The sequence below is a fragment of the Burkholderia sp. KBS0801 genome, from assembly GCF_005937855.2.
Classification (GTDB): Bacteria; Pseudomonadota; Gammaproteobacteria; order Burkholderiales; family Burkholderiaceae; genus Burkholderia; species Burkholderia ambifaria.
Window position 1 is genome coordinate 1,736,892 of record NZ_CP042177.1, and the last position, 24,542, is coordinate 1,761,433.

General features: G+C 69.4%; 23 protein-coding genes and 2 riboswitches. Of the genes, 15 read left to right on the forward strand and 8 right to left on the reverse strand.

Translation table 11 applies throughout. The features are described 5' to 3' along the window. Positions 1-2: 2 nt before the first annotated feature. From FFI87_RS08295 to FFI87_RS08315, 5 genes are all read left to right on the forward strand, one after another. Positions 3-2,264, forward strand: coding sequence for a TonB-dependent siderophore receptor (locus FFI87_RS08295; protein ID WP_138847738.1), 2,262 nt, complete (start codon positions 3-5; stop codon positions 2,262-2,264). A gap of 86 nt (positions 2,265-2,350) precedes the next feature. Then, entirely contained in the window at positions 2,351-3,190 is an 840-nt protein-coding gene (locus FFI87_RS08300) for a formyltransferase family protein (RefSeq protein ID WP_012363860.1), read from the forward strand. After that, entirely contained in the window at positions 3,190-4,206 is a 1,017-nt protein-coding gene (locus FFI87_RS08305; protein WP_138847737.1) for a GNAT family N-acetyltransferase, read from the forward strand. Before FFI87_RS08300 ends, FFI87_RS08305 begins: the two co-directional genes overlap by 1 nt. Before the next feature lie 278 nt (positions 4,207-4,484). Beyond that, the gene (gene vapB, locus FFI87_RS08310) at positions 4,485-4,751 is read left to right on the forward strand and encodes a type II toxin-antitoxin system VapB family antitoxin (RefSeq protein WP_012363862.1); all 267 of its coding nucleotides are present in this window, start codon (positions 4,485-4,487) and stop codon (positions 4,749-4,751) included. Continuing rightward, positions 4,748-5,170 (forward strand): type II toxin-antitoxin system VapC family toxin, encoded by a 423-nt coding sequence (locus FFI87_RS08315; protein ID WP_012363863.1) that lies wholly within the window; start codon positions 4,748-4,750, stop codon positions 5,168-5,170. The genes vapB and FFI87_RS08315 overlap by 4 nt, the downstream gene beginning before the upstream one ends. Before the next feature lie 42 nt (positions 5,171-5,212). Here the strand turns inward: FFI87_RS08315 and FFI87_RS08320 are convergent, their stop codons facing one another. Then, entirely contained in the window at positions 5,213-6,118 is a 906-nt protein-coding gene (locus tag FFI87_RS08320) for a nucleotidyl transferase AbiEii/AbiGii toxin family protein (RefSeq protein WP_138847736.1), read from the reverse strand. Next, on the reverse strand, positions 6,087-7,157 hold the full coding sequence (locus tag FFI87_RS08325; RefSeq protein WP_138847735.1) for a type IV toxin-antitoxin system AbiEi family antitoxin: 1,071 nt from the start codon (positions 7,155-7,157) through the stop codon (positions 6,087-6,089). Before FFI87_RS08325 ends, FFI87_RS08320 begins: the two co-directional genes overlap by 32 nt. Positions 7,158-7,511: 354 nt before the next feature. On the opposite strand from FFI87_RS08325, the gene FFI87_RS08330 reads away from it, so the two are divergent. Further along, positions 7,512-8,675, forward strand: coding sequence for a M20 aminoacylase family protein (locus FFI87_RS08330; protein ID WP_138847734.1), 1,164 nt, complete (start codon positions 7,512-7,514; stop codon positions 8,673-8,675). Positions 8,676-8,696: 21 nt separating this feature from the next. On the opposite strand, the gene FFI87_RS08335 is transcribed toward FFI87_RS08330, so the two are convergent. Genes FFI87_RS08335 through cobA form a run of 4 tightly spaced genes read right to left on the reverse strand, consistent with a single transcriptional unit; the run spans position 8,697 to position 11,786 of the window. Beyond that, positions 8,697-10,022: a cobyrinate a,c-diamide synthase gene (locus tag FFI87_RS08335; protein WP_138847733.1), complete on the reverse strand. Its 1,326-nt coding sequence runs from the start codon at positions 10,020-10,022 to the stop codon at positions 8,697-8,699. A gap of 3 nt (positions 10,023-10,025) precedes the next feature. Continuing rightward, positions 10,026-10,628 carry a cob(I)yrinic acid a,c-diamide adenosyltransferase gene (cobO, locus tag FFI87_RS08340; RefSeq protein ID WP_011656839.1) on the reverse strand — a complete coding sequence of 201 codons (603 nt, stop codon included), beginning with the start codon at positions 10,626-10,628 and terminating at the stop codon, positions 10,026-10,028. A 34-nt stretch (positions 10,629-10,662) separates the two neighbouring features. Then, entirely contained in the window at positions 10,663-11,040 is a 378-nt protein-coding gene (locus tag FFI87_RS08345; protein ID WP_105788938.1) for a cobalamin biosynthesis protein, read from the reverse strand. After that, positions 11,037-11,786: a uroporphyrinogen-III C-methyltransferase gene (gene cobA / locus FFI87_RS08350; protein WP_138847732.1), complete on the reverse strand. Its 750-nt coding sequence runs from the start codon at positions 11,784-11,786 to the stop codon at positions 11,037-11,039. Before cobA ends, FFI87_RS08345 begins: the two co-directional genes overlap by 4 nt. Before the next feature lie 190 nt (positions 11,787-11,976). Further along, positions 11,977-12,142, reverse strand: a riboswitch (cobalamin riboswitch). Between the two features lie 189 nt (positions 12,143-12,331). Continuing rightward, positions 12,332-12,593: riboswitch (cobalamin riboswitch) on the forward strand. Positions 12,594-12,779: 186 nt separating this feature from the next. Between cobA and FFI87_RS08355 the strand changes: the two genes are divergently transcribed. The 8 genes from FFI87_RS08355 (at position 12,780) to FFI87_RS08390 (ending at position 22,154) form a co-directional block, all read left to right on the forward strand. After that, positions 12,780-13,838 carry a HoxN/HupN/NixA family nickel/cobalt transporter gene (locus tag FFI87_RS08355; protein ID WP_012363870.1) on the forward strand — a complete coding sequence of 353 codons (1,059 nt, stop codon included), beginning with the start codon at positions 12,780-12,782 and terminating at the stop codon, positions 13,836-13,838. A 26-nt stretch (positions 13,839-13,864) separates the two neighbouring features. Continuing rightward, entirely contained in the window at positions 13,865-14,953 is a 1,089-nt protein-coding gene (gene cobW / locus FFI87_RS08360) for a cobalamin biosynthesis protein CobW (protein WP_138847731.1), read from the forward strand. A 6-nt stretch (positions 14,954-14,959) separates the two neighbouring features. Then, positions 14,960-18,769: a cobaltochelatase subunit CobN gene (cobN, locus tag FFI87_RS08365; RefSeq protein ID WP_138847730.1), complete on the forward strand. Its 3,810-nt coding sequence runs from the start codon at positions 14,960-14,962 to the stop codon at positions 18,767-18,769. After that, positions 18,766-19,854, forward strand: coding sequence for an ATP-binding protein (locus tag FFI87_RS08370; protein ID WP_138847729.1), 1,089 nt, complete (start codon positions 18,766-18,768; stop codon positions 19,852-19,854). The genes cobN and FFI87_RS08370 overlap by 4 nt, the downstream gene beginning before the upstream one ends. A 68-nt stretch (positions 19,855-19,922) precedes the next feature. Further along, positions 19,923-20,531, forward strand: coding sequence for a vWA domain-containing protein (locus tag FFI87_RS08375; RefSeq protein WP_138847728.1), 609 nt, complete (start codon positions 19,923-19,925; stop codon positions 20,529-20,531). Between the two features lie 107 nt (positions 20,532-20,638). Continuing rightward, complete coding sequence (locus tag FFI87_RS08380; RefSeq protein ID WP_011656847.1) at positions 20,639-21,091, forward strand: YaiI/YqxD family protein; 453 nt, start codon at positions 20,639-20,641, stop codon at positions 21,089-21,091. A 127-nt stretch (positions 21,092-21,218) separates the two neighbouring features. Continuing rightward, positions 21,219-21,791: a DUF1993 family protein gene (locus FFI87_RS08385; protein WP_138847727.1), complete on the forward strand. Its 573-nt coding sequence runs from the start codon at positions 21,219-21,221 to the stop codon at positions 21,789-21,791. 36 nt (positions 21,792-21,827) lie between these two features. Continuing rightward, on the forward strand, positions 21,828-22,154 hold the full coding sequence (locus tag FFI87_RS08390; RefSeq protein ID WP_138847726.1) for a low molecular weight protein tyrosine phosphatase family protein: 327 nt from the start codon (positions 21,828-21,830) through the stop codon (positions 22,152-22,154). A 27-nt stretch (positions 22,155-22,181) separates the two neighbouring features. Here the strand turns inward: FFI87_RS08390 and FFI87_RS08395 are convergent, their stop codons facing one another. Then, positions 22,182-22,610 (reverse strand): NUDIX hydrolase, encoded by a 429-nt coding sequence (locus FFI87_RS08395; protein WP_138847725.1) that lies wholly within the window; start codon positions 22,608-22,610, stop codon positions 22,182-22,184. Between the two features lie 162 nt (positions 22,611-22,772). Then, positions 22,773-23,012 carry a hypothetical protein gene (locus FFI87_RS08400; protein WP_138847724.1) on the reverse strand — a complete coding sequence of 80 codons (240 nt, stop codon included), beginning with the start codon at positions 23,010-23,012 and terminating at the stop codon, positions 22,773-22,775. A 267-nt stretch (positions 23,013-23,279) separates the two neighbouring features. On the opposite strand from FFI87_RS08400, the gene FFI87_RS08405 reads away from it, so the two are divergent. Continuing rightward, positions 23,280-24,446, forward strand: a complete 1,167-nt coding sequence (locus FFI87_RS08405) for a CaiB/BaiF CoA transferase family protein (RefSeq protein ID WP_138847723.1) — start codon at positions 23,280-23,282, stop codon at positions 24,444-24,446. The last annotated feature ends 96 nt before the right edge of the window (positions 24,447-24,542 follow it).

Genomic DNA, 24,542 nt, shown 5'->3' on the forward strand with positions numbered 1-24,542 from the left:
AGATGGAGTGGGCAACAGGCACGCGTTTGCGTGCGATCGCGGCCGCGGCGAGCGTGACGTTCGGGATGGCGGCAGGGCACGCATTCGCGCAGACGGCCCCGGCCGTGAACGCGGGTGCGGCGGCGTCGGCCGACAGTGCGCGCAACGGTACGGCGGCTGGGTCGACCGGTTCGTCGACCGGCGCGCCGAACGGCCCGGCGACCGGCACGCTGCCGGCGATCAACGTCAACGCGGGCTCGGAAGGCGACGGCACGGTCGGTCTCGTCGCGAAGCGCAGCAGGACCGGCACCAAGACCGATACGTCGATCAATGAAATTCCGCAGACGATCAACGTCGTCACCGCGCAGCAGATCGAGATGACCGGCGCGACCGACGTGAACGCGGCGCTGCGCTACGTGCCGGGCTTCTCGTCGTACGGCTCGGACAACCGCTCCGACTGGTACGCGGCGCTGCGCGGCTTCACGCCGACGGCCTACGTGAACGGCCTGCAGGTGCCGAACACGCTGAACCTGTCGAGCTGGCGCGTTGATCCGTACATGATCGACAGCATTACCGTGCTGCGCGGGCCGACGTCGGTGCTGTACGGTGCGGGCGACCCCGGCGCGATCATCGACGTGCAGACCAAGACGGCCGACGGCGAGCGCGTGCGCGAAGCCGGCGTGCAGTTCGGCAACTATGCGCGCAAGCAGTTCATGATCGACGTCGGCGACAAGCTAGACGCGGACGGCAAGTATGCGTACCGGTTCGTCGGCGTCGCGCGCGACGGCAACGCGCTGACGGGCCCGAACAACGACCAGCGCGTCGCGCTCGCACCGACGTTCCGCTGGCGCCCCGACGCCGATACGTCGCTGACGCTGTCGGCCACCTACCTGCAGGACTGGGGCGACATCTCGTCGAACTTCCTGCCGGCGCAAGGCACGGTACTGCCGAACCCGAACGGGCAGCTCGACAAGGACGTCTACGGCGGCGACCCGAATTTCAACTACTACCGCAAGAAGCAGTGGTCGCTCGGCTATCAGTTCGAGCGCAACCTGAACTCGATGTGGACGTTCCGGCAGAACGTGCGCTGGATGCACCTGTCGCTCGACAACGGTTCGGTGTTCGGCGCGGGCTTCGCGGACGGCAGCCTGACCGACATCAACCGCTGGGCCGGCGTGTTCCAGACGAACTACAGCCGCTTCGACATCGACAACAACCTGCAGGGCCGCTTCGGCACCGGGCCGCTCGAGCACACGCTGCTGCTCGGCTTCCAGTACAACCGGCAGACCGCGACCGACAGCGAATGGCTGGCCGCCGCGCCGACGCTGAACATCTACAACCCGGTCTACACGCCGGTCACGCTGTCCGTGTTCTCGCCGCCGAACACCACGTACCGTACCAATACGTACACGACGATGAACACGTTCGGGCTGTACGTGCAGGACCAGGTCAAGTGGAACCGCTGGACGCTGACGCTCGGCGGCCGCGAGGACTGGGTCAACCAGCGGCTGGACGACCGCGAGGGCGGCACGCAGTCGAAGGCCGACATCACGGCGTTCACCGGCCGAGTGGGCCTCACGTACCAGGGCGACTACGGGCTGTCGCCGTACATCAGCTACGCGACGTCGTTCAACCCGGTGATCGGCGTGAACCTGTACGGCGGCGGCCTGCCGCAGCCCACGCGCGGCAAGCAGATCGAGGCCGGCCTGCGCTGGCAGCCGCCGGGCAAGAACCTGATGGTGAACGCGGCGATCTACCAGATCAACCAGACCAACGTGCTCACGTCGACGCCGCTGAATCTCGATCCGTCCGGTACGACGTCGATCCAGACCGGCGAAGTGCGCTCACGCGGGATCGAGCTGAGCGCGACCGGCAAGCTCACGCGGAACCTGTCGCTGATCGCGTCCTACGTGTACCAGGACGTGAAGAACGTGAAGGCCAACGACGCATCGCTGAACAACTGGCCGGTCGACATTCCGCGGCCGCGCCAGATGGCGTCGCTGTGGGCCGACTGGACATGGCACACGGGGCCGCTCACGGGCTTCGGCCTCGGCGGCGGCGTGCGTTACCAGAGCGCGTCGGCCGGTGCGGCGGACAACTCGCTGACGGTATCGAGCTACACGCTGTTCGACGCGGGCGTGCACTACGACACGCGCAACTGGCGCTTTGCCGTGAACGGGACGAACCTGTTCAACCGCCACTACATCAGCGGTTGCCAGTCGACGAGCGTGTGCATTTTCGGTACCGACCGTACGGTGATCGCCACCGCGAAATACAACTGGTGACGCCGCGCGCCGCGGCGCGCCGGCCGGCCTGCGGGCCGGTGCGGGCGGGCCGCGGCGCCGTCGTCCGCTTTTTCCACGACGCCTCCATGCCGAAGAAAAATCTCGTCTACATCCAGTCGCTGCGCAACGGCGCGGCCGATCGCGCCGGCCAGCCGGTCGCTTACCAGGGCGGCACGCGCTACATGAAGGCGCCGCTCGAATTCCTCGTCGAGCGCCTGAACGATTCGCCGCTCGGCGAGCGCTACACGCTCAAGGGCGTGATCGTCGACGACGACGAAGGCTCGCCCGCCGACCGCGCCAAGGTTGCCGACTACGGGTTCGCGCGCACGCCGGGTCGCCCGTGGATCCTGCCCGACGGGCTGACCGTGCAGGGCCGGCCGGTCGACGAACTGTTCTGCACGATCGCATCGACGTACCGCCGGCTGCCGCGCGACGCGCGCGAGCGCGTGACGGGCAAGCAGGCGTTCGAGCGCCGCCTGCTCGAACGCCTGCTCGAACTCGACGCCGACGTGGTCGTGCTCGACGGGCTGCTCGTGATCCTCGACGAGCTCGTGCGCCCTGGCGCGCGCTTTCACCGCCGCATCGCGAACATCCATCCCGGCATCACGGCCGACGATTCGCCGTACCAGCGGCGCGGCGCGTGGGCGACGCTCGATGCGCTGCACGGCGCGCGCGGCGAACGCGTCGACTGGGCGAACGGCACGACGTCGCGCGTCGATCCCGTGACGATGACCGGCGCATCGTTCCACTACGTCGACAACGGCATCGATTCCGGCGAGGTGATCTGCGACGTGCTCGACACGCCGATCGCGCCGGACGACACGATTCTCGAACTGCGCTGGAACAACTTCCAGCGCAGCCTGTTTCCGGCGCTCGAGCGGGGGCTGCACATCCTCGCCGACCGCCACGACGCGGGAGCACTGTGATGGTAGACACGCTCACGAAACCGGCCGGCACGGCGGACGCCGTCGAAGGCGAGGTGGCCGCGGCGCTCGACGGCGCCGCGCCCGCGCATGCAGCGGCCGCCGCCGAGCGCACGCTCGACGCGTGGCGGCCCGACGATCCGCCGGCCGCGCTGCTCGCGGAATTCGTCGCGCTGTTCAACACGGACACGCGGCACGACGCGGCGACGGTGTCGGTGCCGCTCGGCGGCGCCGAGCCGGCGGCCGTCGCGTCGTACGTCGCGCGCGCGGTGCGCGAGGGCGTGATCGACGGCGCGCAGGCCGCGGGCGACCGGCTGCGCCTGAGCGCATCGCGCGCGACGTTCTGGCAGAACCCGCGGCCGTGGTTGAAGGCGCCTGCATCGGGCGGGATGCCGCTGCGCTACGCGATCACGAACGGCCACCGGCATCCGGTGCGGCCGCCGTCGCCGGCCGGCGAGATCTATGCGCGCTACATGCCGCAGGTCGGAATGACGTTCAGCCTGCGTACCGTCGACATCGACGAACATGCGCAGCTGTTCAGCGACTGGATGAACCTCGATCGCGTCGCGCATTTCTGGGATCAGCGCGGCACGCGCGACGAGCACGCCGCGTATCTCGCGGAGCGGCTCGCCGATCCGCACATGCATCCGATGATCGGCTATTTCGACGACACGCCGTTCGGCTATTTCGAGTTCTACTGGGCGAAGGAGGATCGCCTCGCGCCGTTCTACGACGCGCACGACTACGATCGCGGGCTGCACCTGCTGATCGGCGACTCGCGCTTCCAGAGCGCGGGCAAGCTGCATGCATGGTGGAGCGGGGTGCTGCACTACATGTTCGTCGACGAGCCGCGCACGCAGCGGCTCGTCGGCGAGCCGCGCGTCGATCACGTGCGACATATCGCGTACATGCATCGGCTCGGGTTCTACACGCTGAAGGAGTTCGACTTCCCGCACAAGCGCGCGGCGCTCACCGTGATGGAGCGCGAAACGTTCTTCGACACTTTCCGGTTGCCGTGACGGGGTGGGGGCGCGAAGCGTCGATGCGCCGATGCGTCAATTCGCAAGCGACGACGTTTCGCGTGGCTTGATGGGCTGCGGACATCGGCCGTTCGGGATATGGATCGGGCGGGCGGCATGAGGAAGAATGGATTGCATCCTCATCACGGACAGGTCCCGCCTACATGACAAGCACGCACGCGATAGCATCGGGCGCGGTCCCCGCAGCACGTTCCCCGACATTGACATATGCCAGCATATGCTTAGAATGGGCGCATCGTACTCCTGTGGAGTGGCTCATGCGCACCGTTTCCATTTTCAAGAACGCCCGTAACCAGGCGATCCGCATCCCGAAGGACATGGAGTTCGAGGGTGTGACGGAACTCGAGATCCGCCGCGAGGGCGACACGTTGCTGCTGCGTCCGGTGCGGCCGACGTGGCTGTCGTTCGCGAGTGAACCACACGCCGATGCCGACTTCCTCGTCGAGCGCCCGGCGGTCGTCGAACCTGGTCGTTTCGACCTGCCCGGCGCCGATGACGATGCACGGACGGAGTCGGACCGGTGACGACGCTCTACATGCTCGATACGAACATCTGTTCGTTCATCATGCGCGAGCGGCCATCCGCGGTGTTGTCCCGGTTGCAGTCTTGCGTCAATGCGCAGCACCGGATCGTCGTGTCGGCGATCACCTATGCCGAAATGCGGTTCGGCGCAGTCGGCAAAAAGGCTTCGCCGAAGCATGCGGAACTCGTGACGGCCTTTGTTTCGCGGCTGGATGGCGTGCTGTCGTGGGATACCGCGGCGGTCGATGCAACGACCGCGATTCGCGTCGACCTGGCCGCACGTGGCACGCCGATCGGCGCGAACGACGCGTCGATCGCCGGTCACGCGATCGCGGCCGGTGCCGTGCTTGTAACGAACAACAGTCGCGAATTCAGCCGTGTCGCGGGGTTGTCGCTCGAAGACTGGGCAGCCTCGGTCTAGGGTTGCGAATGCACGATGGCGTTGCTGTCGCGCGGCAGCGCGTCACGCGCGAGAAATGGGCGGTTCTGCCAGGAAAGCACTGCGGAACGCGTCGAGATACCTGTCAGCGTCATCGTTGAATTCACCCGGCAACAGCGCGAATGCGCGGGCCTGCAGGTCCTGCGCGAGGGTCGCGTAAACCGCTTCGTCCGATAACAGCGCGCGGATCGCCTCGTGCGTTTGCGGCGAAGCGATCCGCTTCGCATCGCGCGCGAGCAACCCGGCCGCCGCCAGCTCCGGCTGGAAACCGTGCCGTTCGAGCAGATCGGGCGCGACGTCCCAGATGCGCTCGCGATTGCCCGCGTCGTGAAAATGGGTGAGCAGGAACAGCAGGTCGTACGCGTCGCTGTTCTGGCGCGCGCGCCGATCCTTCCACGCGAGCAACTTCAGCAGCGCGAGCGCGGGCAGGCTTGCCACCGGCACAGCGATATCGACGCCGATCGACACGGCCAGCGCAGTATCGACCGCCTCCTGAAAGCCCAGCACGTTCAGCACGAAATCGCCGCGCGGCGGCCACGCGATTTCGCCGGGCGGTGCTTCTAGCGGCCCGAACGGCACGAGATCGAGCTCCGTGCGAAATCCTCGCGTCCCGCTGTCGAACAGCAGTTTCTGCTGATGCTTCGGCGCGCGCGCGAATTGCCCGGTCGCGACGAGCGCATCGACGAGCCGCTCGTGAAACGGCCAGCTCACCGCGCACACCGCGACGTCGACGTCGCGCGTCGCACGCACCGGCCGGATGCCGTGGACATGCCACATCAGGATGTCGCGCGCGGTTGCGCCGGCGACGACGAATGCTGCATCGAGTTGCACGCAGGTCGTGCCGACCGCCTGCAGCAGCGCGGCGGCCGCCGGCTCGAGCGGCCGGCGCGCGTCGACTTCAAGCGGGCGGGTGGGCGAGGTATCGGTCATGGATGTGTTCGGCGGCGGCAAGATTGCGGCTGTCTCCGGACGAGACGAGATCCGCGTAGATCAGCAGCGGAGGCACGAGCGGCACGTCCTGCTCGCGCCAGTCGAGCGCCGGCGACGGCGGCCAGAACGCTTCGAGCAGCTCGACGTCGCCGCGCTCGTCCGGGCGCAGGCGCGCCTGGAGCAGCAGGCGGTTCGACACGGCGCCGTGCGTATAGACGGTGACCGCGGCTGGCTTCAGATCGTGCGTCAGCAGGTCGGCCGCCGGTTCACCGCCGAGCCGCGCATCGAATGCCGCGAAATCGAAGCCGCGCCACCAGTCGGGTGCGACGGCGGCGAACCGCCGGGCCGGCAGTTTCGCGCGCAGCCGGCTCGGATACAGCGCGACCCATTCCTGCACGAAGCGCGGCCAGTCGGGCATCAGGCGCTCGCCATTGCGCCGCTGCGCGACGAGGCCGCGCGCGAGCAGGTCGTCCATCGCGAGGTTGACCGTGCCGAGCGCGACGCCGGACGCGGCGGCGATCGCCCGGTACGGTTGCGCGACGAGGCCCGGCTGCGTCGCGAGCGCGAACATCACGGCGAGCCCCTTGGGCGTCGTCGCGCGCGACGCCTGCCGGCGCGGCGTGCGCGCAGGTTTCGGCCGGCCGGAGATCAGCACGGTCGCCTCCGGCACGAGCAGGCTCGCGTTGCCGGCGGTATCGAGAAACGGGATGCCTTGATCGGTCAGGCGGGCGGCTAGCTCGACCGACACGTACGGTGCGACAAGCATCAGCTGCCGCTCGCCGGGCAGCAGGGCGGCGCCGCGGCGAAGCAGCGCCGCGCGGGCGTCCTGTACCGATTCGACGCCAACGCTCACGGCGGCCGGCATCTCGAAGGTCTGCCCGCCAATGCCGAAGCGGATCATCGCATCGGCATGCGCGCGGGATGCGGCCGGCACGCGCACCGGCCGTGCGTTGAAGCGTCGGGTCGCGCGTTCGAACGCGGCGCAGGCTTCGTCGAGCACGTGCTGTTCCGCTATCGACAGGGTGGCGTTCTCGGGCATTGGGAGGATCGCTTGTTCACTTTTTTGTCAGCGTACACAAAAAATGTACGGCCGTCAAAAAATGAACAAGAACGCTCAACCCTTTGATGTGACGGAATTATTCCGGAATGGCGAACGGCAATCAACGCAACCTCCCACCTCAGAAATCGAGACTGAACATGCAGTGTCGCGAATTCGGCTCATGCGCGGCAGTCGCCCGGATGGCCGGTGTGCGAGGGCGGACGATCGTTCATGGTCGGCGATGATCGACCAGCAACCCCAGGTTGTCTCCACGACGACTTTCTGTCTGTCCGGTTGCCGCTCAACGGACTATCCTTGCCAGCACATTCCCCACTAAATCCAGGAGACGACACCGTGACGCACAGCGTGATCCCCGCAGGCCTCGCCGGCGAAATGATCGAAATCCGGCATCGCATTCACGCCCACCCCGAACTGGGCTTCGAGGAATTCGCGACCAGCGACCTCGTTGCCGAGCAGTTGCAGGCATGGGGCTACACGGTGCACCGCGGGCTCGGCGGCACGGGCGTGGTCGCGCAGCTGAAGGTCGGCAACGGCACGCAGCGCCTCGGCCTGCGCGCCGACATGGACGCGCTGCCGATCCACGAATCGACCGGCCTGCCGTACCAGAGCACGATCCCCGGCAAGATGCATGCATGCGGCCACGACGGCCACACGGCGATGCTGCTCGCGGCCGCGAAGCACCTCGCGCGCGAGCGGCGCTTTTCCGGCACGCTGAACCTGATTTTCCAGCCGGCCGAGGAAGGGCTCGGCGGCGCGAAGAAAATGCTCGACGACGGGCTGTTCGAGCAGTTCCCGTGCGACGCGATCTTCGCGATGCACAACATGCCGGGCTTCCCGACGGGCAAGTTCGGCTTCCTGCCGGGGCCGTTCATGGCGTCGTCGGACACCGTGATCGTCGACGTGCAGGGGCGCGGCGGACACGGCGCGGTGCCGCACAAGGCGATCGATTCGGTCGTGGTGTGCGCGCAGATCGTCATCGCGCTGCAGACGATCGTGTCGCGCAACGTGTCGCCGCTCGACATGGCGATCGTCACGGTCGGCGCGATCCACGCGGGCGACGCGCCGAACGTGATTCCCGATCGCGCACAGATGCGCCTGTCGGTGCGCGCGCTGAAGCCAGAGGTGCGCGACCTGCTCGAAGCGCGCATCAAGGAAGTCGTTCATGCGCAGGCGGCCGTGTTCGGCGCGACCGCGACGATCGACTACCAGCGCCGCTACCCGGTGCTCGTCAACGATGCGCGGATGACCACGTTCGCACGCGACGTCGCGCGCGAGTGGGTGGGCGAAGCGAACCTGATCGACGAGATGGTGCCGCTCACCGGCAGCGAGGATTTCGCGTTCCTGCTGGAGAAGCGGCCGGGCTGCTACCTGATCATCGGCAACGGTGACGGCGAGGGCGGCTGCATGGTGCATAACCCCGGCTATGACTTCAACGACGCGGTACTGCCGACCGGCGCGTCGTACTGGGTCAAGCTGGCCGAGACGTTTCTGGTGTGACGGTGAATGCGGGGAATCGATTCAATCGCGGCACGTGTCGAACCCGAACCCATCCCCGCTGAACAACGCCACCGCCGCATCCGGATTCGACGGCCAGTACATGTGCATGTACGTCGCGACGATCGAACCCGTGCGATACACGGCTTCGCCGCTGCCGGGTTCCCCGTCGGGCCGGGCGGCGGCCGCCACCGGCGCCAGCGGCGTGTCGAGCCGCGAATAATGAAACGTATGGCCGCGCATCGGCCCGCTGCGCGTGTCCAGTTGCTGCATGCCGAGCGCCGCGAACCGGCGCTGCATCGTCGCATGGCCTGACAGCAGCCCGAGCATCGATGTCGTCGCGCCTTCGACGTCGGTCAGCGACTCGCACAGATACACCATTCCCCCGCATTCCGCGACGATCGGCCGGCCGGCCGCCGCGTGCGCGCGAATCGTCCGCGCGGCCACGGCATTCGCCGCGAGCGTCGCCGCGTGCAGTTCCGGATAGCCGCCCGGCAGGAACAGCGCGTCGCACGCGTCGGGCACGGGCTCGTCGGCCAGTGGCGAAAAGAACCGCAGCTGCGCACCGAGCGCCTCGAGCAGCGCGAGATTGGCCGGATAGATGAACGAGAACGCCGCGTCGCGCGCGATCGCGATGCGCTTGCCGGCGAGCGCGCGCGGCAGCGGGGCGCGGGCTTCCGGTTCCGCGAACGACACGGCCGGCGGCAATTCGGCGAGCGCCGTCTGCGCGAGCACGTCGGCCGCACGCTCGAGCCGCGCGTCGAGATCGCCGATGTCGGCCGGCTGGTGCAGGCCGAGATGGCGTTCCGGCAGCGCGATGCCCGCATCGGCCGGCACGTGCCCGAGCCAGCGCAAGTCATCCGGCAGTGCCTGCCGCAACAGCTCCGCGTGTCGCGGCGACCCGACGCGGTTCGCGAGCACGCCGTGAAACGGCACCTCCGGCCGGAACCGCGCAAGCCCGAACGCGATCGCCGCGAACGTCTGCGCCATCGCCTTCGCGGAAATCACCGCGACGACCGGCACGCCGAACGCGGCCGCGAGATCGGCGCTGCTCGGCGTGCCGTCGAACAGCCCCATCACGCCTTCGATCAGGATCAGGTCCGCGTCGCGCGCGGCGTCGGCGAGCAGCGCGCGGCAGCCGGCTTCACCGACCATCCCGAGGTCGAGCGCGTGCACGGGCGCGCCGCTCGCGCGTTCGAGCAGCATCGGATCGAGAAAATCCGGCCCGGTCTTGAACACGCGCACGCGCCGGCCGAGCCGGCGGTGCAGCCGCGCGAGGCCGGCCGTCACCGACGTCTTGCCCTGGCCGGACGCGGGCGCGCTGACGAACAGCGCGGGGCAGGCCGGCATCGCTCAGAACTCCACGCCGGGCTGCGCCTTCACGCCTTGCTCCTTGTACGGATGCTTGACGAGCCGCATTTCCGTGACGAGGTCGGCCGCGTCGATCAGCGCATCGGGCGCATGCCGGCCGGTGACGACGACGTGCACCGAATCCGGCCGCGCGACGAGTGTCGCGAGCACTTCGTCGAGCGGCAGGTATTCGTACTTCAGCACGGTGTTCAGCTCGTCGAGGATCACCATCCGGTACTCGCCGCTTTCGATCATCCGGCGCGCCTCGTCCCAGCCCTTGCGCGCGGTTGCGACATCGGCGTCGCGGTTCTGCGTATTCCACGTATAGCCGTCGCCCATCGTCACGAAGTCGCATTGCGCGACCGCGCCGAGGAAATCGCGCTCGGACGTGTGCAGCGCGCCCTTGATGAACTGCACGACGCCGAGCCGCATGCCATGGCCGAGCACGCGCACGGCCATGCCGAAGGCGGCCGTGCTCTTGCCCTTGCCGTTGCCGGTGTTGACGATCAGCAGGCCCTTTTCCTGGGTGGCGGCAGCCTGCTTCTTTTCATGGCCGGCGCGGCGGCGTTCGGCCATCCGCTGATGGGATTCGGCATCGGTCTTCATCGGGAATCGTCCTGTCGAAAGCGAAACAAAGGGTTCAGAGCGGGCCGGCGAGCGCGACCGTCACGCCGTCCCGGCTGGATTTGGGGCCGAGCAGCCGGCCATGCGGCGCCGCGAGTTGCGCGCACGGCTCGGCCACGCCCGCGACGCCGAAACGCGCAAGCGCGGCAGCCGACGGGCCGCTCAATGCCGGTGCGGGGCAACACGCGAGCTGCGCCGCGTCGAACGCGACGAGCGACCAGCCGCGCCGCGCGCACAGCGTGCGCAGCGGCCGGGCACGCGCCTTGTCGGCGAGCGTTGCGACGACGGCCGGCTCGGCGCCCGGGTGGCTGGCCAGCGCCGCGCGGATCGCGGCATCGAGTTGCGCGGCCGTCACGCCCGCGCGGAAACCGACGCCGAGCGCGACGCGCATCATGCGCGGCCGCCAAGCGCCGCGCGCACCGCGGGATCGTCGGCGAGCGCCGCGACGCGGCCGATCACGACGATCGCCGGCGAACCGATACCGGTCGCGCCCACGCGTTCGACGATCGTGTCGAGCGTCGCGAGCACGTGCCGCTGGCCGTCACGCGTCGCGTTCTCGATCGCCGCGCACGGCGTGTCGCCGGCCACGCCGCCGTCACGCAGCGCGGCTGCAATTGTGTCGAGCCGGCGAATGCCCATGTAGATCACGATCGTCATCCGCGTCGCGGCCAGCGCGCGCCAGTCGGGTTCGTCCGCGCCCGCGCCGTGGCCCGTGACGAAGATCACGCCCTGCGCGTCGCCGCGATGCGTGACCGGAATGCCGAGCGCGGCCGGGGCGGCGATCCCGGCCGTGATGCCGTTCACGACCTCGACCGGAAACCCGGCCGCGCCGAGCGCGAGCAATTCCTCGCCGCCGCGGCCGAACACGAACGGATCGCCGCCCTTGAGCCGCGCGACGCTGCGGCCCGCGCGCAGATGCGCGAGCATCGTGGCGACGATCGTTTCCTGCGGCGTCGACGCATGGCCGCCGCGCTTGCCGACGTGCTCGATCAGTGCGTCGGCGCGCGCGTGGCGCAGCACGTCGGGGTTCACGAGATCGTCGACGAGCAGCACGTCGGCCGCTGCGATCGCGCGCACGGCCTTCAGCGTGAGCAGATCGGCGTCGCCGGGGCCGGCGCCGACGAGCCATGCGCGGCTCATCGGGCGCGGCACGGCGCGCACCGTGTCGTGGCAGTGGAAAGGGGACAGCGAGCGGCACATCGGCGGCCGGCGGACAGGCAATGCATGACGGATCGAGCGAAGCCCGCGCGAGCGCGGGCGGAAAGCGCACCCCATCCGTCCCCCGCGGATCGGGCGTTCGGCGAGCAGCGGGCTCGCCCCTTGCGTCGGCCGGTATCCGGGCTGGCCGCTTGCCAGGCCGCAGCCTTCCCGCCCGCTGAAGGGCAGTGGCATCGCGGGCGGCCTGGGCGCGTGCGGGGAACCGCGACGCGCGGGCGGCGTACCGTTGCGGGGACAGCACAGGCCGGGCGGACTTCCGCCTCCTGTTTCCCGTTTAACTGCGCGCGCCGGAGGAGCGCGCGCGAGCACCGAACGCGGCGCATACGATAGCACAGCGCCCGGCCCGCGCGAACCCGCCGTGCGGGCGCCTGGGGGTGGCCCCGGACGTGACCCTGGACGCGCTGCCGCGGCCATGCCGGACATCCCGCGGCAGCCCGTTTCACCTTGACGCTCCTCGCACCGCCGCCTACACTCGCACGCGTTTCGGTGCTCGCGCGCGCTTCCGGCGTGCGCAGTTAAACGGGAAGCAGGGAGCCTGCCTGCGCCGCAGTCGAGCCAACCTGTGCTGCCCCCGCAACGGTAAGCGAACGCGTCGCGCCCAGCGCGACGCAGCGCCACTTCGCCGCATGCCAGCCGCATGCGGACGACCGCCACTGGATGCCGCGCATCCGGGAAGGCGAAGCGGCGTGTTCGTCAGCCCGGATACCGGCCGAAACGTTGGGGTTCAGCGCCGCGGGGAGGCGGCGCATCGTCCACGGCCGCAGCACGCCCGACGCCAGAGCGTTTCCCCCTTTCCGCGCCAACCATCCGTCGCATGCACGCGCACGGACCAGGGCGGCGAGCGGCAGGCGGCGCGGGCAGGGCCGGCGGCGGCCGTGTTGGCATTCACATGTCGACCGTTCGCACAGGAGCATCATGCTCGACTCGTTCTTCCGTCTCTTCAACGACAGTCCGTCAGGGCTGCGCGGCAAAATCGTCGCGATCTACTCATTGCTCGTCGCGTTCAACGTCGGCGCGTGGATCTGGGCCTTCGTCGCGTTTCGCGACCAGCCCGTGCTGCTGGGCACCGCGCTGCTCGCCTACGTGTTCGGGCTGCGCCACGCGGTCGACGCCGATCATATCGCCGCGATCGACAACGTCACGCGCAAGCTGATGCAGGAAGGCCGCAGCCCGCTCGGCGCCGGCCTGTTCTTCTCGCTCGGCCATTCGACGGTCGTAATCGTGATGTCGGTCGCGGTCGCGCTGACCGCCGCGTCGCTCGCGCGCTTCGAGAGCATGAAGGCCTGGGGCGGCGTGATCAGCACCAGCGTGTCCGCGTTCTTCCTGCTGGTACTCGCGGCCGCAAACCTGCTGATCCTGATTTCCGTGTACCGGACGTTTCGCGCGGCGCGCCGTGGCGAGCCGATCGTCGACGCCGATCTCGACATGCTGATGAACCAGCGCGGCGTGCTGGCCCGGTTGTTCCGGCCGTTGTTCCGCCTCGTGTCGCGCAGCTGGCACCTGTATCCGGTCGGGTTCCTGTTCGGCTTCGGCTTCGATACGGCGACCGAGATCGCGCTGTTCGGCATTTCGGCCACGCAAGTCCAGGGCGGCATGTCGTTCTGGTCGGTGATGGCGCTGCCGGTGCTGTTCACCGCGGGCATGACGCTCGTCGACACGACCGACGGCATCCTGATGATGGGCGCGTACCGGTGGGCGTACGTGCGGCCGATTCGCAAGATCTACTACAACATGACGATCACGTTCGTGTCGGTTCTGGTCGCCGCGCTGATCGGCGGCATCGAGGTGCTCGCGCTGCTCGCGGACAAACTCTCGCTGCAGGGCCCCGTATGGAATTTCTCGACGATGGTCGCATCGCATTTCGGGATGCTCGGCTACGTCGTGATCGGCCTGTTCCTCGCGTGCTGGATGGTGTCGGCCGCGATCTATCGCATCAAACGCTACGACGAGATCGACGTGACGCTCTCGGCCTGACTCCCTCATTCGCCACAGGACCTACCATGACCCTACGCAAGCTTCCCGTCACGATCGTCACGGGCTTTCTCGGCAGCGGCAAGACTACGCTGATGCGCCACATCCTGCAGCACGCCGAAGGCCGCCGCATCGCGGTGATCGTCAACGAATTCGGCGAGCTCGGCATCGACGGCGAAATCCTCAAGGGCTGCGGGATCGGCTGCGACGATACGGAGGACGCGCAGGGCGAAGCGTCGGGCCAGCTGTACGAACTCGCGAACGGCTGCCTGTGCTGCACCGTGCAGGAAGAGTTCTATCCGGTGATGGAAGCGCTCGTGGAGCGCCGCGCCGACATCGACCACGTGCTGATCGAGACGTCGGGCCTCGCGCTGCCGAAGCCGCTCGTGCAGGCCTTCAACTGGCCGACGATCCGCAACAGCTTCACGGTCGACGCGGTCGTGACCGTCGTCGACGGGCCGGCCGCCGCGAGCGGCCAGTTCGCGGAGAACCCGCAGGCCGTCGACGCGCAGCGCCGCGCCGATCCGAACCTCGACCACGAATCGCCGCTGCACGAACTGTTCGCCGACCAGCTGTCGTCCGCCGATCTCGTGATCGTGAACAAGGCCGATCTCGTCGCCGACGCGCAGTTCGCCGAAGTCGAGGCCGCGATCCGCGAAGAGGTCCCGCCGCAGGTGAAGATCGTGCGCGCGACGCGCGGCGAACTGGATCTCGCGATGCTGCTCGGGCTCGAATCGGCGTCGGAGGAAACGATCCACCTGCGGCACGACCATCACGGCTCGGCCGACGATGGCGATCACGACCACCATCACGACGATTTCGATTCGGTGGTGGTGTCGGGCGACGCAGGCTCGCGAGAAGCGACGATCGCCGCGCTGCAGCGCGTCGTCGAGACGCACACGATCTACCGCGCGAAAGGCTTCGCGGCACTGCCCGAGGCGCCGATGCGGCTCGTGATCCAGGGTGTCGGCCGCCGCTTCGACAGCTATTTCGACCGTCGCTGGCAGGACGGCGAAACGCGCGCGAGCCGCTTCGTGCTGATCGGCGAGGATCTCGACGCGGCCGAACTGCAGCGCGCGTTCGATGCCGCGTGCGCGGCTCAGACGCAGCAGGCGTAACGCGCGATGCATCTGCTGCGCACCACGCCGGGCGGCTTCGTCGACGATACGCAGGGCGTCGTCCGGATCGACCAGCAGCCGGCCGACATCGTGATCCTGAGTTCGGCCGATACGACCTTGTCGCTGCTGGCCAGTGTCGTGCCGAAGCTGCCGGCCGGCTTTCCGAGCGTGCGGCTCGCGAACGTCACGTTTCTGCGGCAGCCGGCGTCGGTCGATTTCTATGTCGACGACGTGCTGCGTCATGCGAAGACGGTCGTGATCGATCATCTCGGCGGCGAAGCGTACTGGCCGTACGGGATCGAACAGGCCGTGTCGCTCGCGTCCAAGCGCCGGCAGCAGCTCGCGATGTTCTCGGGCGACCTGCAGGAAGACCCGAACCTCGTTGCGAAGAGCACGGTCGCGCCGGCGCTGTGCCGGCTGTGGTGGCGCTACCTGCGCGACGGCGGGATGCACAACGCCGAAGCGCTGCTGCGCAGCATCGCATTCCATACGCTCGGCTTCGGCGACGAACCCGAGCCGCCGCGTCCGCTGCCGGCCGCCGCGCTGTATCACCCGGCGCGCGACCCGGCGAGCGTCGACGACTGGCGCGCGCGCTGGACGCCCGGCGCACCCGTGGTCGCGATCCTGTTCTATCGCGCGCACTGGCAGGCCGCGAACACGGCCGTGTTCGACGCGCTGGCCGATGCGCTCGTGCGCGAAGGGCTCAATCCGCTGCCGATCGCGGTCACGTCGCTGAAGGACGCGGTGAGCCGCGAGGTCATCACGCAGCTCTGCGACACGCACGACGTCGCGCTCGTGCTGAACACCACGGCCTTCGCGGCCGGTGCGATCGACAGCCCCGAGCCCGACGTGCTCGCCGGCGACGCGCCGGTGCTGCAGGTGATCCTGTCCGGCGGCAACCGCGACGCATGGGTGGCCGACAACCAGGGCCTGCACGCGCGCGACATCGCGATGCACATCGCATTGCCTGAAGTCGACGGGCGCATCGTCACGCGCGCGGTGAGCTTCAAGGGGCTCGCGTATCGGTGTCCGCACACCGAAGTCGACGTCGTGCGCTACCAGCCGGATGCCGAACGCATCGCGTTCGTCGCGGCGCTCGCGCGCGGCTGGTGCCGGCTGCGCACGCTCGACAATGCCGACAAGCGCATCGCGCTGATTCTCGCGAACTATCCGCAAAGCGAAGGGCGGATCGGCAACGGCGTCGGGCTCGATACGCCGGCGTCCGCGCTGCGCGTGCTCGCGGCGCTGCGCGACGCGGGCTATGCGGTGGCCGACCTGCCGGCCGACGGCGACGCGCTGATCGCGCGGCTCACCGAAGGCGTGACCAACGACCCGGCCGTGCGCGCACTGCGCCCCGCGTTCCAGAGTTTCGCGCTGGCCGACTACGTCGCGCATTTCGCGCGGCTGCCGGCCGCCGTGCGCGATGCGCTGAACGAGCGCTGGGGGCCGCCCGACGCGGACCCGACGCTGCGCCAGGGGCGCTTTCCGATCGCCGGCTGGCGCGCGGGCAACGTGTTCGTCGGCATCCAGCCGTCGCGTTCGCGCGGCGAGAACGACTATGCGAGCTACCACGACGCGGACCTCGTGCCGCCGCATGCGTACCTCGCGTTCTATTTCTGGCTGCGCGATGCGTTCGGCATCGACGCGGTCATCCACCTCGGCAAGCACGGCAACCTCGAATGGCTGCCGGGCAAGAGCGTCGCGCTGTCCGACGCGTGCTGGCCGGACCTGACGCTCGGGCCGCTGCCGCATCTGTATCCGTTCATCGTCAACGATCCGGGCGAGGGCAGCCAGGCGAAGCGCCGCGCGCAGGCCGTGATCATCGATCACCTGATGCCGCCGCTCACGCGCGCGGAAAACTACGGCCCGCTGCAGGATCTCGAACGGCAGGTCGACGAATACTACGAAGCGCTGATGGTCGATGCGCGGCGCGCGAAGCTGCTGCGCAAGACGATCCTCGCGACGATTGCCGAACATCGGCTGCATGACGAGCTGAGCGTGTCGCCGCCGCGCGACGCCGGCGACGAGGACGCGCTGCTCACGCGTGTCGATGCCTGGCTGTGCGAATTGAAGGAAGCGCAGATTCGCGACGGGCTGCATGTGTTCGGCGCGTCGCCGATCGACCGCCAGCGGCGCGATACGCTGCTCGCGCTCGCACGCTTTCCGGTCGGCGACGGCAAGGGCGAACGCGCGGGGCTGATCGCCGCGCTCGCGCGCGATCTCGCGCTCGGCGACGATTTCGATCCGCTCGCGGCCGACTGGGCCGCGCCGTGGACGGGCCCGCGGCCGGCCGTGCTGCAGGCGCTCGACGCGTCGCCGTGGCGTCATGCGGGCGACACGCGCGAGCGGCTCGAGCGGCTCGCGCAGCGGTGGCTCGATGGACTGTGCGCGAATGTCGGCGGCGACGCCGGCATCGATGCGACGCCGCCGGGGGCATGGACGCACACGCTCGCCGTGCTCGAACGCGTGCGCGCGACGCTGCTGCCCGCGCTCGACGCGTGCGGCGGCGAGGAACTGCGCCAGCTGCTGCGCGGGCTCGACGGCCGCTTCGTGCCGCCGGGGCCGAGCGGCTCGCCGTCGCGCGGCCGTCCCGACGTGCTGCCGACGGGACGCAACTTCTATTCGGTCGATACGCGCGCGGTGCCGACGCAGGCCGCGTGGTCGCTCGGGCTGAAATCCGCGCAGCAGCTGATCGAACGTCATCTGCAGGATCACGGCGACTATCCGCGCGCGATCGGGCTGTCGGTCTGGGGCACGGCCACGATGCGCACCGGCGGCGACGATATCGCGCAGGCGTTCGCGCTCCTCGGCGTGCGGCCGAAATGGGCGCACGGCAGTCATCGCGTGACCGACTTCGAGATCCTGCCGATCGAGATCTTCGACCGGCCGCGCATCGACGTCACGCTGCGCGTGTCGGGCTTCTTCCGCGACGCGTTTCCGAACCTGATGCACCTGTTCGACGCGGCCGTGCAGGCCGTCGCCGCGCTCGACGAGCCCGAGGCGCTGAACCCGATCCGCGCGCGCATCGAGCGCGAACGGGCGACATGGATCGAGCGGGGCGTGGCGCCCGACGAAGCGCGACGCCGCGCCGGCTGGCGCGTGTTCGGCGCGCGGCCGGGCAGCTACGGTGCGGGCCTGCAGGACATGATCGACCAGCGCCGCTGGCAGACCGACGCCGATCTCGCCGACGCGTACCGCCAGTGGGGCGGCCACGCGTACGCGCAGAACAGCGCGGGCGACGCGGCCCCCGACGTGTTCGGCGAGCGGCTCGCGACGATCGACGTCGTCGTGCAGAACCAGGACAGCCGCGAACACGACATCCTCGATTCGAATGACTACTACCAGTTCCAGGGCGGGATGACGGCAGCCGTGCGCCACCTGTCCGGCCAGCAGCCGAGCATCTACCACGGCGACCATGCGAATCCGGTCGCGCCGAAGATGCGCACGCTGCGCGAGGAGATCGCACGCGTGATCCGCTCGCGCGTCGTCAACCCGAAATGGCTCGACGGCGTGAAGCGTCACGGCTACAAGGGCGCGGCCGAAATGGCCGCGACCGTCGACTACCTCTACGGCTATGACGCGACTGCCCGCGTGCTGTCGGACCACCAGTACGCGCTCGTCGCCGACGCGTACCTGTTCGACGACGACACGCGCGCGTTCCTCGAACGACACAACCCGAAGGCGCTGCACGGCATCTGCGAACGCTTCGTCGAAGCGATGCAGCGCGGGCTGTGGCAGCAGCCGGGCGACTATCGCGAGCGGATCGAAGCGGTCTGGCTCGACAGCGAACAACTCCAGGAAGGAGGACGGCGATGACCGATCCCACGACGCCCCGCGCACGCGCGGTGTTCCCGTTCGCTGCGCTGGTCGCGCAGCAACCGTTGCAGCAGGCGCTGCTGCTCGCCGCGATCGATCCGTCGCTCGGCGGCGTGCTCGTCAGCGGGCCGCGCGGCACCGCGAAATCGACCGCCGCGCGCGCGCTGGCGGAATTGCTGCCCGAAGGCGAATTCGTCACGCTGCCGCTGTCGGCGAGCGACGAGCAGGTCACGGGCACGCTCGACCTCGCCCATGCGCTCGCCGCCAACGGCGTGCGCTTCCGGCCGGGCCTGCTCGCCCGCGCGCATCGCGGCGTGCTGTACGTCGACGAGGTGAACCTGCTCGCCGACGGGCTCGTCGATACGCTGCTCGACGTCGCCGCGAGCGGCGTGAACGTGGTCGAGCGCGATGGCGTGTCGCACGCGCACGATGCGCGCTTCGTGCTGGTCGGCACGATGAATCCCGAGGAAGGCGAGCTGCGCCCGCAACTGCTCGACCGCTTCGGGCTGATGGTCGAGCTCGAGAACTGCTTCGACGCCGCGCAGCGCGAACGGATCGTGAAGGCGCGCCTCGCGTTCGATCTCGATCCGGACGCGTTTCGTGCGCGTCACGCAAGCGCGCAGCGAGCACTCGGCGACGCGATTCATGCGGCGCGCGCCCGGCTGTCGATGCTGGATTTCGACGATGCGGTTCACGCACGCGTGAGCGCGCTGTGCATCGACGCGGCCGTCGACGGCTTGCGCGCCGACCTCGTGATGCTGCGCGCCGCGCGCGCGCTCGCGGCGCTGGAGCACGCCGACGCGGTGACGGTGTCGCATGTCGAACGCGTGGCCGACGCGGTGCTGCGGCATCGGCGTCATGCGGGCGCGCCGCCGTCGTCGGGCGCGTCGCCATCGCGCGGCGGGGGCGAGCGCGACCGCGACGACCGTTCGCCGCCCGACACGCGCCGGCAGCCCGACGATCAACCGGGCGCGGCACGCAACGATGCGAGCGCATCGCAAGGCGAGTGGGGCTACCTGCCGCCCGAACCGGCCGGCTTGCGCGACGTGAAAAGCGTGGTGCCGCTGCCGCTAAAAAAACGCTGAGCCATCGGGCCGACGCCGCCGCGAACGCCGTTCGCGGTCCTCGATGGCAGCCAGGCGCCGCCGCGCGCGTGCCGGGAACGGCACGCGCCGGCACGGCCGTGGCGTGGCCGGCGACGCTTGCCGCGAAGCGCGGCGGCCCGCTGCACGCCGGCCATCTGCGTTTTCGCAAACAGGCCGGCGCCCCGCGCGCGCTCCATTGCTTCGTGCTCGACTGTTCGGCGTCGATGTTGTCGGACGAACGGCTCGCGCTCGCGAAAGGGTTGATCGTCGCGTACTTCGACCAGGCCGCGCGCGACCGTGTGGAAACCGCGCTGATCTGCTTCGGCGGCAACGGCGCCGCGCGGCGTTTCGGCCCAGCCGTGCCGCGCTGGTGGAACGCGCGCTGGCTCGAGCCGGTGGATGGCGGCGGCGGCACGCCGCTCGCGGACGGCATCGCGGCCGCCGCGCAATTGCTCGCGCGCGCCGCACGGCGTACGCCGGACCAGCAGCGCTGGCTGTGGGTGCTGTCCGACGGACGCACGCGCGAAACGGCACCGAAACCGGCGGCCGCCGATCACGTCGTGTTCGTCGATTTCGATGACGCGGCCGTGCGGATCGGGCAGGGCAGGCGGCTCGCCGACGCATGGGGCGCGCAATGGACGACGGCCGCGTCGCTGTGCGCCGGGCTGACCGGCTGATTGGCTGACCGATTGATCGGTTGATCGATTGATCGGAGCAGCGACCGCCCGGGACGATCGCCGGCGCTGCGCTATGATCGCGGTTTCTGCTCACCGGAACGTCTGCCATGCAAGTACTCGTCGATGCCGACGCGTGTCCCGCCGTCATCAAGGACATGCTGTTTCGCGCCGCGCGTCGTGCCGAGATCTGCGTGACGCTGGTCGCGAACCAGTTCCTGCGTACGCCGCCGTCGCCGTTCATCAAGTCGGTGCAGGTGCCGGCCGGCTTCGACGTCGCCGACGCGCGAATCGTCGAACTCGCGCAAGCCGGCGATCTCGTGATCACCGCCGACATCCCGCTGGCCGCGGCCGTCCTCGACAAGGGCGCGCACGCGCTCGACCCGCGCGGCAACTGGTTCAGCCGCGAGAACATCGAGGAACGCCTGTCGACGCGCGCGATGATGGATCAACTGCGCAGCTCGGGCGTCGACACCGGCGGCCCGGCCCCGTTCAGCGCGCGCGACGGCAAGGCGTTCGCGTCGCAGCTCGACCGGTTCCTGGCACGCCACGGCAAGCCCTGACGCCTAGGGCGCCGGCCGTGCGACGTGCGATGCGTCACCGGTTTCGCGTCGAATCGTCGGCTGCGGCAGAATACTGATTCGCCGCGACATGGGTATCGCTCCGCCAACGAACCATCGGAGGGCATGGATGTCACCAACCCAACTTCTCGTTCCGACGTTGACCCAGATGCTGCGCGCGCAATCCGCGTGGCTCGACAAGGCCGTCGCGCACCGGCAGGCCGCCGGCGACGCACCCGATGCGCTGCTGACGCTGAAGCTCGCGTCCGACATGTATCCGCTCGCCGCACAGGTGCGGTTCTCGTGCTTCCAGGCGATGGAGCCCGTCTACCGGCTGCGCGGCGAACCGCTGCCGGATGCGCTGCTCGCGCTGCGCGAAGCCGGCTGGCACGCCGATGCGCAGCCGGGCACGGTGAGCGACGCGCAAGGGATCCTGTCCGGCACGATCGCATTCCTCGGCGAACTCGCGCCCGACGCGCTCGATGGCGGCGCCGCGCGGCCGATCGCCCTCGAGCTGCCGAACGGCATCGCGTTCGACATGACGGGCGAGCAGTACGTGCGCGACTGGGCGCTGCCGCAGTTCTACTTTCACGCGATCGCCGCATACGCGATCCTGCGCCATTACGGCGTCGAGCTCGGCAAGGCCGACTACGTGCCGCACATGCTGGCGTACGTGCGGCCCGACACGATTCCGCAGGGTTGAACGGATGACCGGACAAGCCGGCCGCGGCGCGCCGGCATGACGCGGGCGCTCTTCATTTGCAGCCGCAACCGGCTGCGCAGCCCGACCGCCGAGGCGGTGTTCGCGGGATGGCCGGGTGTCGAAACCGACTCCGCGGGGCTGGCGCCCGACGCCGACACGCAAGTGTCCATTGAGCAGCTCGAATGGGCCGAGATCGTGTTCGTGATGGAGCGCGCGCACAAGGCGAAGCTCACCGCCCGGTTCGGCGCCCGACTGAAGCACAAGAAGATCGTCTGCCTCGACATTCCCGACCGCTACACGTACATGCAGCCCGAGCTGATCGCGCTGCTCGAACGCAAGGCCGGGCCGTTGCTGCGCGCATGACCGGGGCGTGATCGGCGCGGGGCCGCTTCAGCGCAGACGAAGCGGGCCGTCCGCGAGCGGGGAAAAGCGGTCGAGGTGCAGCAGCTCGATGATCTTGCGGGTCGGCACGCTCGCGCGCAGCGTCTCGAGGCGTTCGACGTCGAACCACTTGCAGCGCGCGATCTCGTTGCTCGCGCGCGGGACCAGATGTTTCGGCACGTCGGCCACGAACACGTGGTGGAGTTTCGTGAGGCCGCCGAACTGCACCGCATAGTCGAGTGCGAGCCCTTCGAGCCGCGTTTCCTCCGCCAGCTCCCGCTGCGCGGCCTCCAGCGGTGTCTCGCCGCGCCGGATCATGCCGCCCGGCAGCGTCCAGCGCGCCGCGGTGCGCGCGACCAGCAGCACGCTGCTGCGCTGGCGGCACACGATCGTGGCGCGCTCCTTGATGCTGGCGACGGTATCCGGCCCGGTATTCATGTTCGGCAAAACAAGTACTGAATCGTGGAATGAAATGCACATCGACCGGCGTTGCCGGCCAGTCGCCCGATGCTCGGGCACGACGGCATGCAAAGCCGCCGCGCCGATCATACCGGCCGTTCGTGACAGTTCCGTGCTTTGCCGCGCGCCACGCGCAACGCGTCACGCAGACGTCTCGATCACCGGGCGTACCGGCTTGCCGGACCGCCCGTGGCGCCGTTTGTGCAGCGCATGCCGGTGACGCGGCGGCGTCACGTGCCGATGCGCGGGCGCCGGCCGTGCAGTCGGCGCGGCAGCCCGCGGCTGTGATTGTCCCTCGCCAAAATGGTAGGTCTCGGTTTGCGCGCGGGCGACGCCCAACGTCGACGCGAGCACGAGGGCCGCGAGCAGCATGCGTTTCATGAAATTTCCGCCTTGGTTCGGATGAGCACTGTCCGCAGCTTAGCGAACCGCGGCCCGGCGCGGCAACCGGCGCGCGTTCGGGGTTGTCTCCCGGACTGCCGCATTCTCCAGAGGCTTACCGGCGCATGCCCGGCTTGACAATAAAATTCTCCAGTGTGAATATAAATTCACGCACAGGAATTATTATTCGAGCCAGGAAAAACCGCGCCGCAACGTCGGCATGGCGGAACCCGGCGGTCCGAACAACCGGAAGCAGGAGCGAGACGCATGGCGGAGCTGGAGCAGCAGGGCGCGTTGGCGGGGTTGCGCATCATCGATCTGTCGCGGGTGCTGGGCGGCCCGTACGCGACCCAGATTCTCGCCGACCACGGCGCGGAGGTGATCAAGGTCGAACCGCCGTCGGGCGACGAGACGCGCACCTGGGGGCCGCCGTTCGATGGCGACACCGCGTCGTATTTCCTCGGCGTGAACCGCAACAAGCTCGGCATCGCGCTCGACCTGACGAAGCCGGACGATCGCGAGAGGCTGCTCAGGCTGCTCGAGCACGCGGACGCGCTGGTCGAGAACTTCAAGATCGGCACGATGGAACGCTGGGGGCTCGGCTTCGACGCGCTGCATGCGCGCTTTCCGCGGCTTGTTTATTGCCGCGTGTCGGGCTTCGGCGCGGACGGCCCGCTCGGCGGGCTGCCCGGCTACGACGCGGCCGTGCAGGCGCTGGCCGGCTTGATGAGCGTGAACGGCGAAGCGGGCGGCGCGCCGCTGCGCGTGGGCGTGCCGATCGTCGATCTCGTCACCGGGCTGAACGCGGCGCTCGGCGTGCTGATGGCGCTGCGCGAACGCGATGCGAGCGGGCGCGGCCAGTTCGTCGAATCGACGCTGTTCGACTGCGCGCTGTCGATCCTGCATCCGCACACGCCGAATTTCTTCCACTCCGGGAAGGCGCCGGTGCGCACCGGCAACGCGCATCCGAACATCACGCCGTACGACAGCTTTCCGACCGCGAGCGTCGACATCTTTCTCGCGGTCGGCAACAACGGACAGTTCGCCGCGCTGTGCGACGTGCTCGGCACGCGCGACTGGCCCGACGACCCGCGCTTCGCCGACAACCGCGCGCGCAGCGCGAACCGCGCCGCATTGCGCACGCTGCTCGAAACGGCGCTGGCCGCACACGACGGCGCGGCGCTCGCCGAGCAGCTGATGCGCCGTGGCGTGCCATGCGCGCCCGTGCTCGGGCTGGACGCGGCGCTCGACCATCCGCACGTCGCGCATCGGCAGATGAAGGTCGAACTGGGGCGGCACCGCGGCATCGCGTCGCCGATCAAGCTCGGCCGCACGCCGGCCTCGTACCGGCGGCCGCCGCCCGCGCTGAACGAACACGCGGCGCAGGTGTTTGCCGACGCGCCACGAGACGACAACGGCAAGCAAGGCCACTGACACGCATCGCGGCCGGCGGCAATGCGATGGCGTCGCCCGCCGCCACACCGCGTCACGCCGCTTCGAACATCACGCCGCGCCCGACGCGCGCCGGCG

What these genes read in the sequence shown, in the direction of transcription:
- FFI87_RS08320 (WP_138847736.1), bottom strand. Translation starts at nt 6,118, where the DNA reads ATGACCGATACCTCGCCCACCCGCCCGCTTGAAGTCGACGCGCGCCGG.
- FFI87_RS08395 (WP_138847725.1), bottom strand. Translation starts at nt 22,610, where the DNA reads ATGAATACCGGGCCGGATACCGTCGCCAGCATCAAGGAGCGCGCCACG.
- vapB (WP_012363862.1), top strand. Translation starts at nt 4,485, where the DNA reads ATGCGCACCGTTTCCATTTTCAAGAACGCCCGTAACCAGGCGATCCGC.
- FFI87_RS08385 (WP_138847727.1), top strand. Translation starts at nt 21,219, where the DNA reads ATGTCACCAACCCAACTTCTCGTTCCGACGTTGACCCAGATGCTGCGC.
- FFI87_RS08305 (WP_138847737.1), top strand. Translation starts at nt 3,190, where the DNA reads ATGGTAGACACGCTCACGAAACCGGCCGGCACGGCGGACGCCGTCGAA.
- FFI87_RS08300 (WP_012363860.1), top strand. Translation starts at nt 2,351, where the DNA reads ATGCCGAAGAAAAATCTCGTCTACATCCAGTCGCTGCGCAACGGCGCG.
- FFI87_RS08405 (WP_138847723.1), top strand. Translation starts at nt 23,280, where the DNA reads ATGGCGGAGCTGGAGCAGCAGGGCGCGTTGGCGGGGTTGCGCATCATC.
- FFI87_RS08355 (WP_012363870.1), top strand. Translation starts at nt 12,780, where the DNA reads ATGCTCGACTCGTTCTTCCGTCTCTTCAACGACAGTCCGTCAGGGCTG.
- FFI87_RS08370 (WP_138847729.1), top strand. Translation starts at nt 18,766, where the DNA reads ATGACCGATCCCACGACGCCCCGCGCACGCGCGGTGTTCCCGTTCGCT.
- cobN (WP_138847730.1), top strand. Translation starts at nt 14,960, where the DNA reads ATGCATCTGCTGCGCACCACGCCGGGCGGCTTCGTCGACGATACGCAG.
- FFI87_RS08380 (WP_011656847.1), top strand. Translation starts at nt 20,639, where the DNA reads ATGCAAGTACTCGTCGATGCCGACGCGTGTCCCGCCGTCATCAAGGAC.
- cobW (WP_138847731.1), top strand. Translation starts at nt 13,865, where the DNA reads ATGACCCTACGCAAGCTTCCCGTCACGATCGTCACGGGCTTTCTCGGC.
- FFI87_RS08295 (WP_138847738.1), top strand. Translation starts at nt 3, where the DNA reads ATGGAGTGGGCAACAGGCACGCGTTTGCGTGCGATCGCGGCCGCGGCG.
- FFI87_RS08400 (WP_138847724.1), bottom strand. Translation starts at nt 23,012, where the DNA reads ATGAAACGCATGCTGCTCGCGGCCCTCGTGCTCGCGTCGACGTTGGGC.
- cobA (WP_138847732.1), bottom strand. Translation starts at nt 11,786, where the DNA reads ATGAGCCGCGCATGGCTCGTCGGCGCCGGCCCCGGCGACGCCGATCTG.
- FFI87_RS08345 (WP_105788938.1), bottom strand. Translation starts at nt 11,040, where the DNA reads ATGATGCGCGTCGCGCTCGGCGTCGGTTTCCGCGCGGGCGTGACGGCC.
- cobO (WP_011656839.1), bottom strand. Translation starts at nt 10,628, where the DNA reads ATGAAGACCGATGCCGAATCCCATCAGCGGATGGCCGAACGCCGCCGC.
- FFI87_RS08325 (WP_138847735.1), bottom strand. Translation starts at nt 7,157, where the DNA reads ATGCCCGAGAACGCCACCCTGTCGATAGCGGAACAGCACGTGCTCGAC.
- FFI87_RS08335 (WP_138847733.1), bottom strand. Translation starts at nt 10,022, where the DNA reads ATGCCGGCCTGCCCCGCGCTGTTCGTCAGCGCGCCCGCGTCCGGCCAG.
- FFI87_RS08390 (WP_138847726.1), top strand. Translation starts at nt 21,828, where the DNA reads ATGACGCGGGCGCTCTTCATTTGCAGCCGCAACCGGCTGCGCAGCCCG.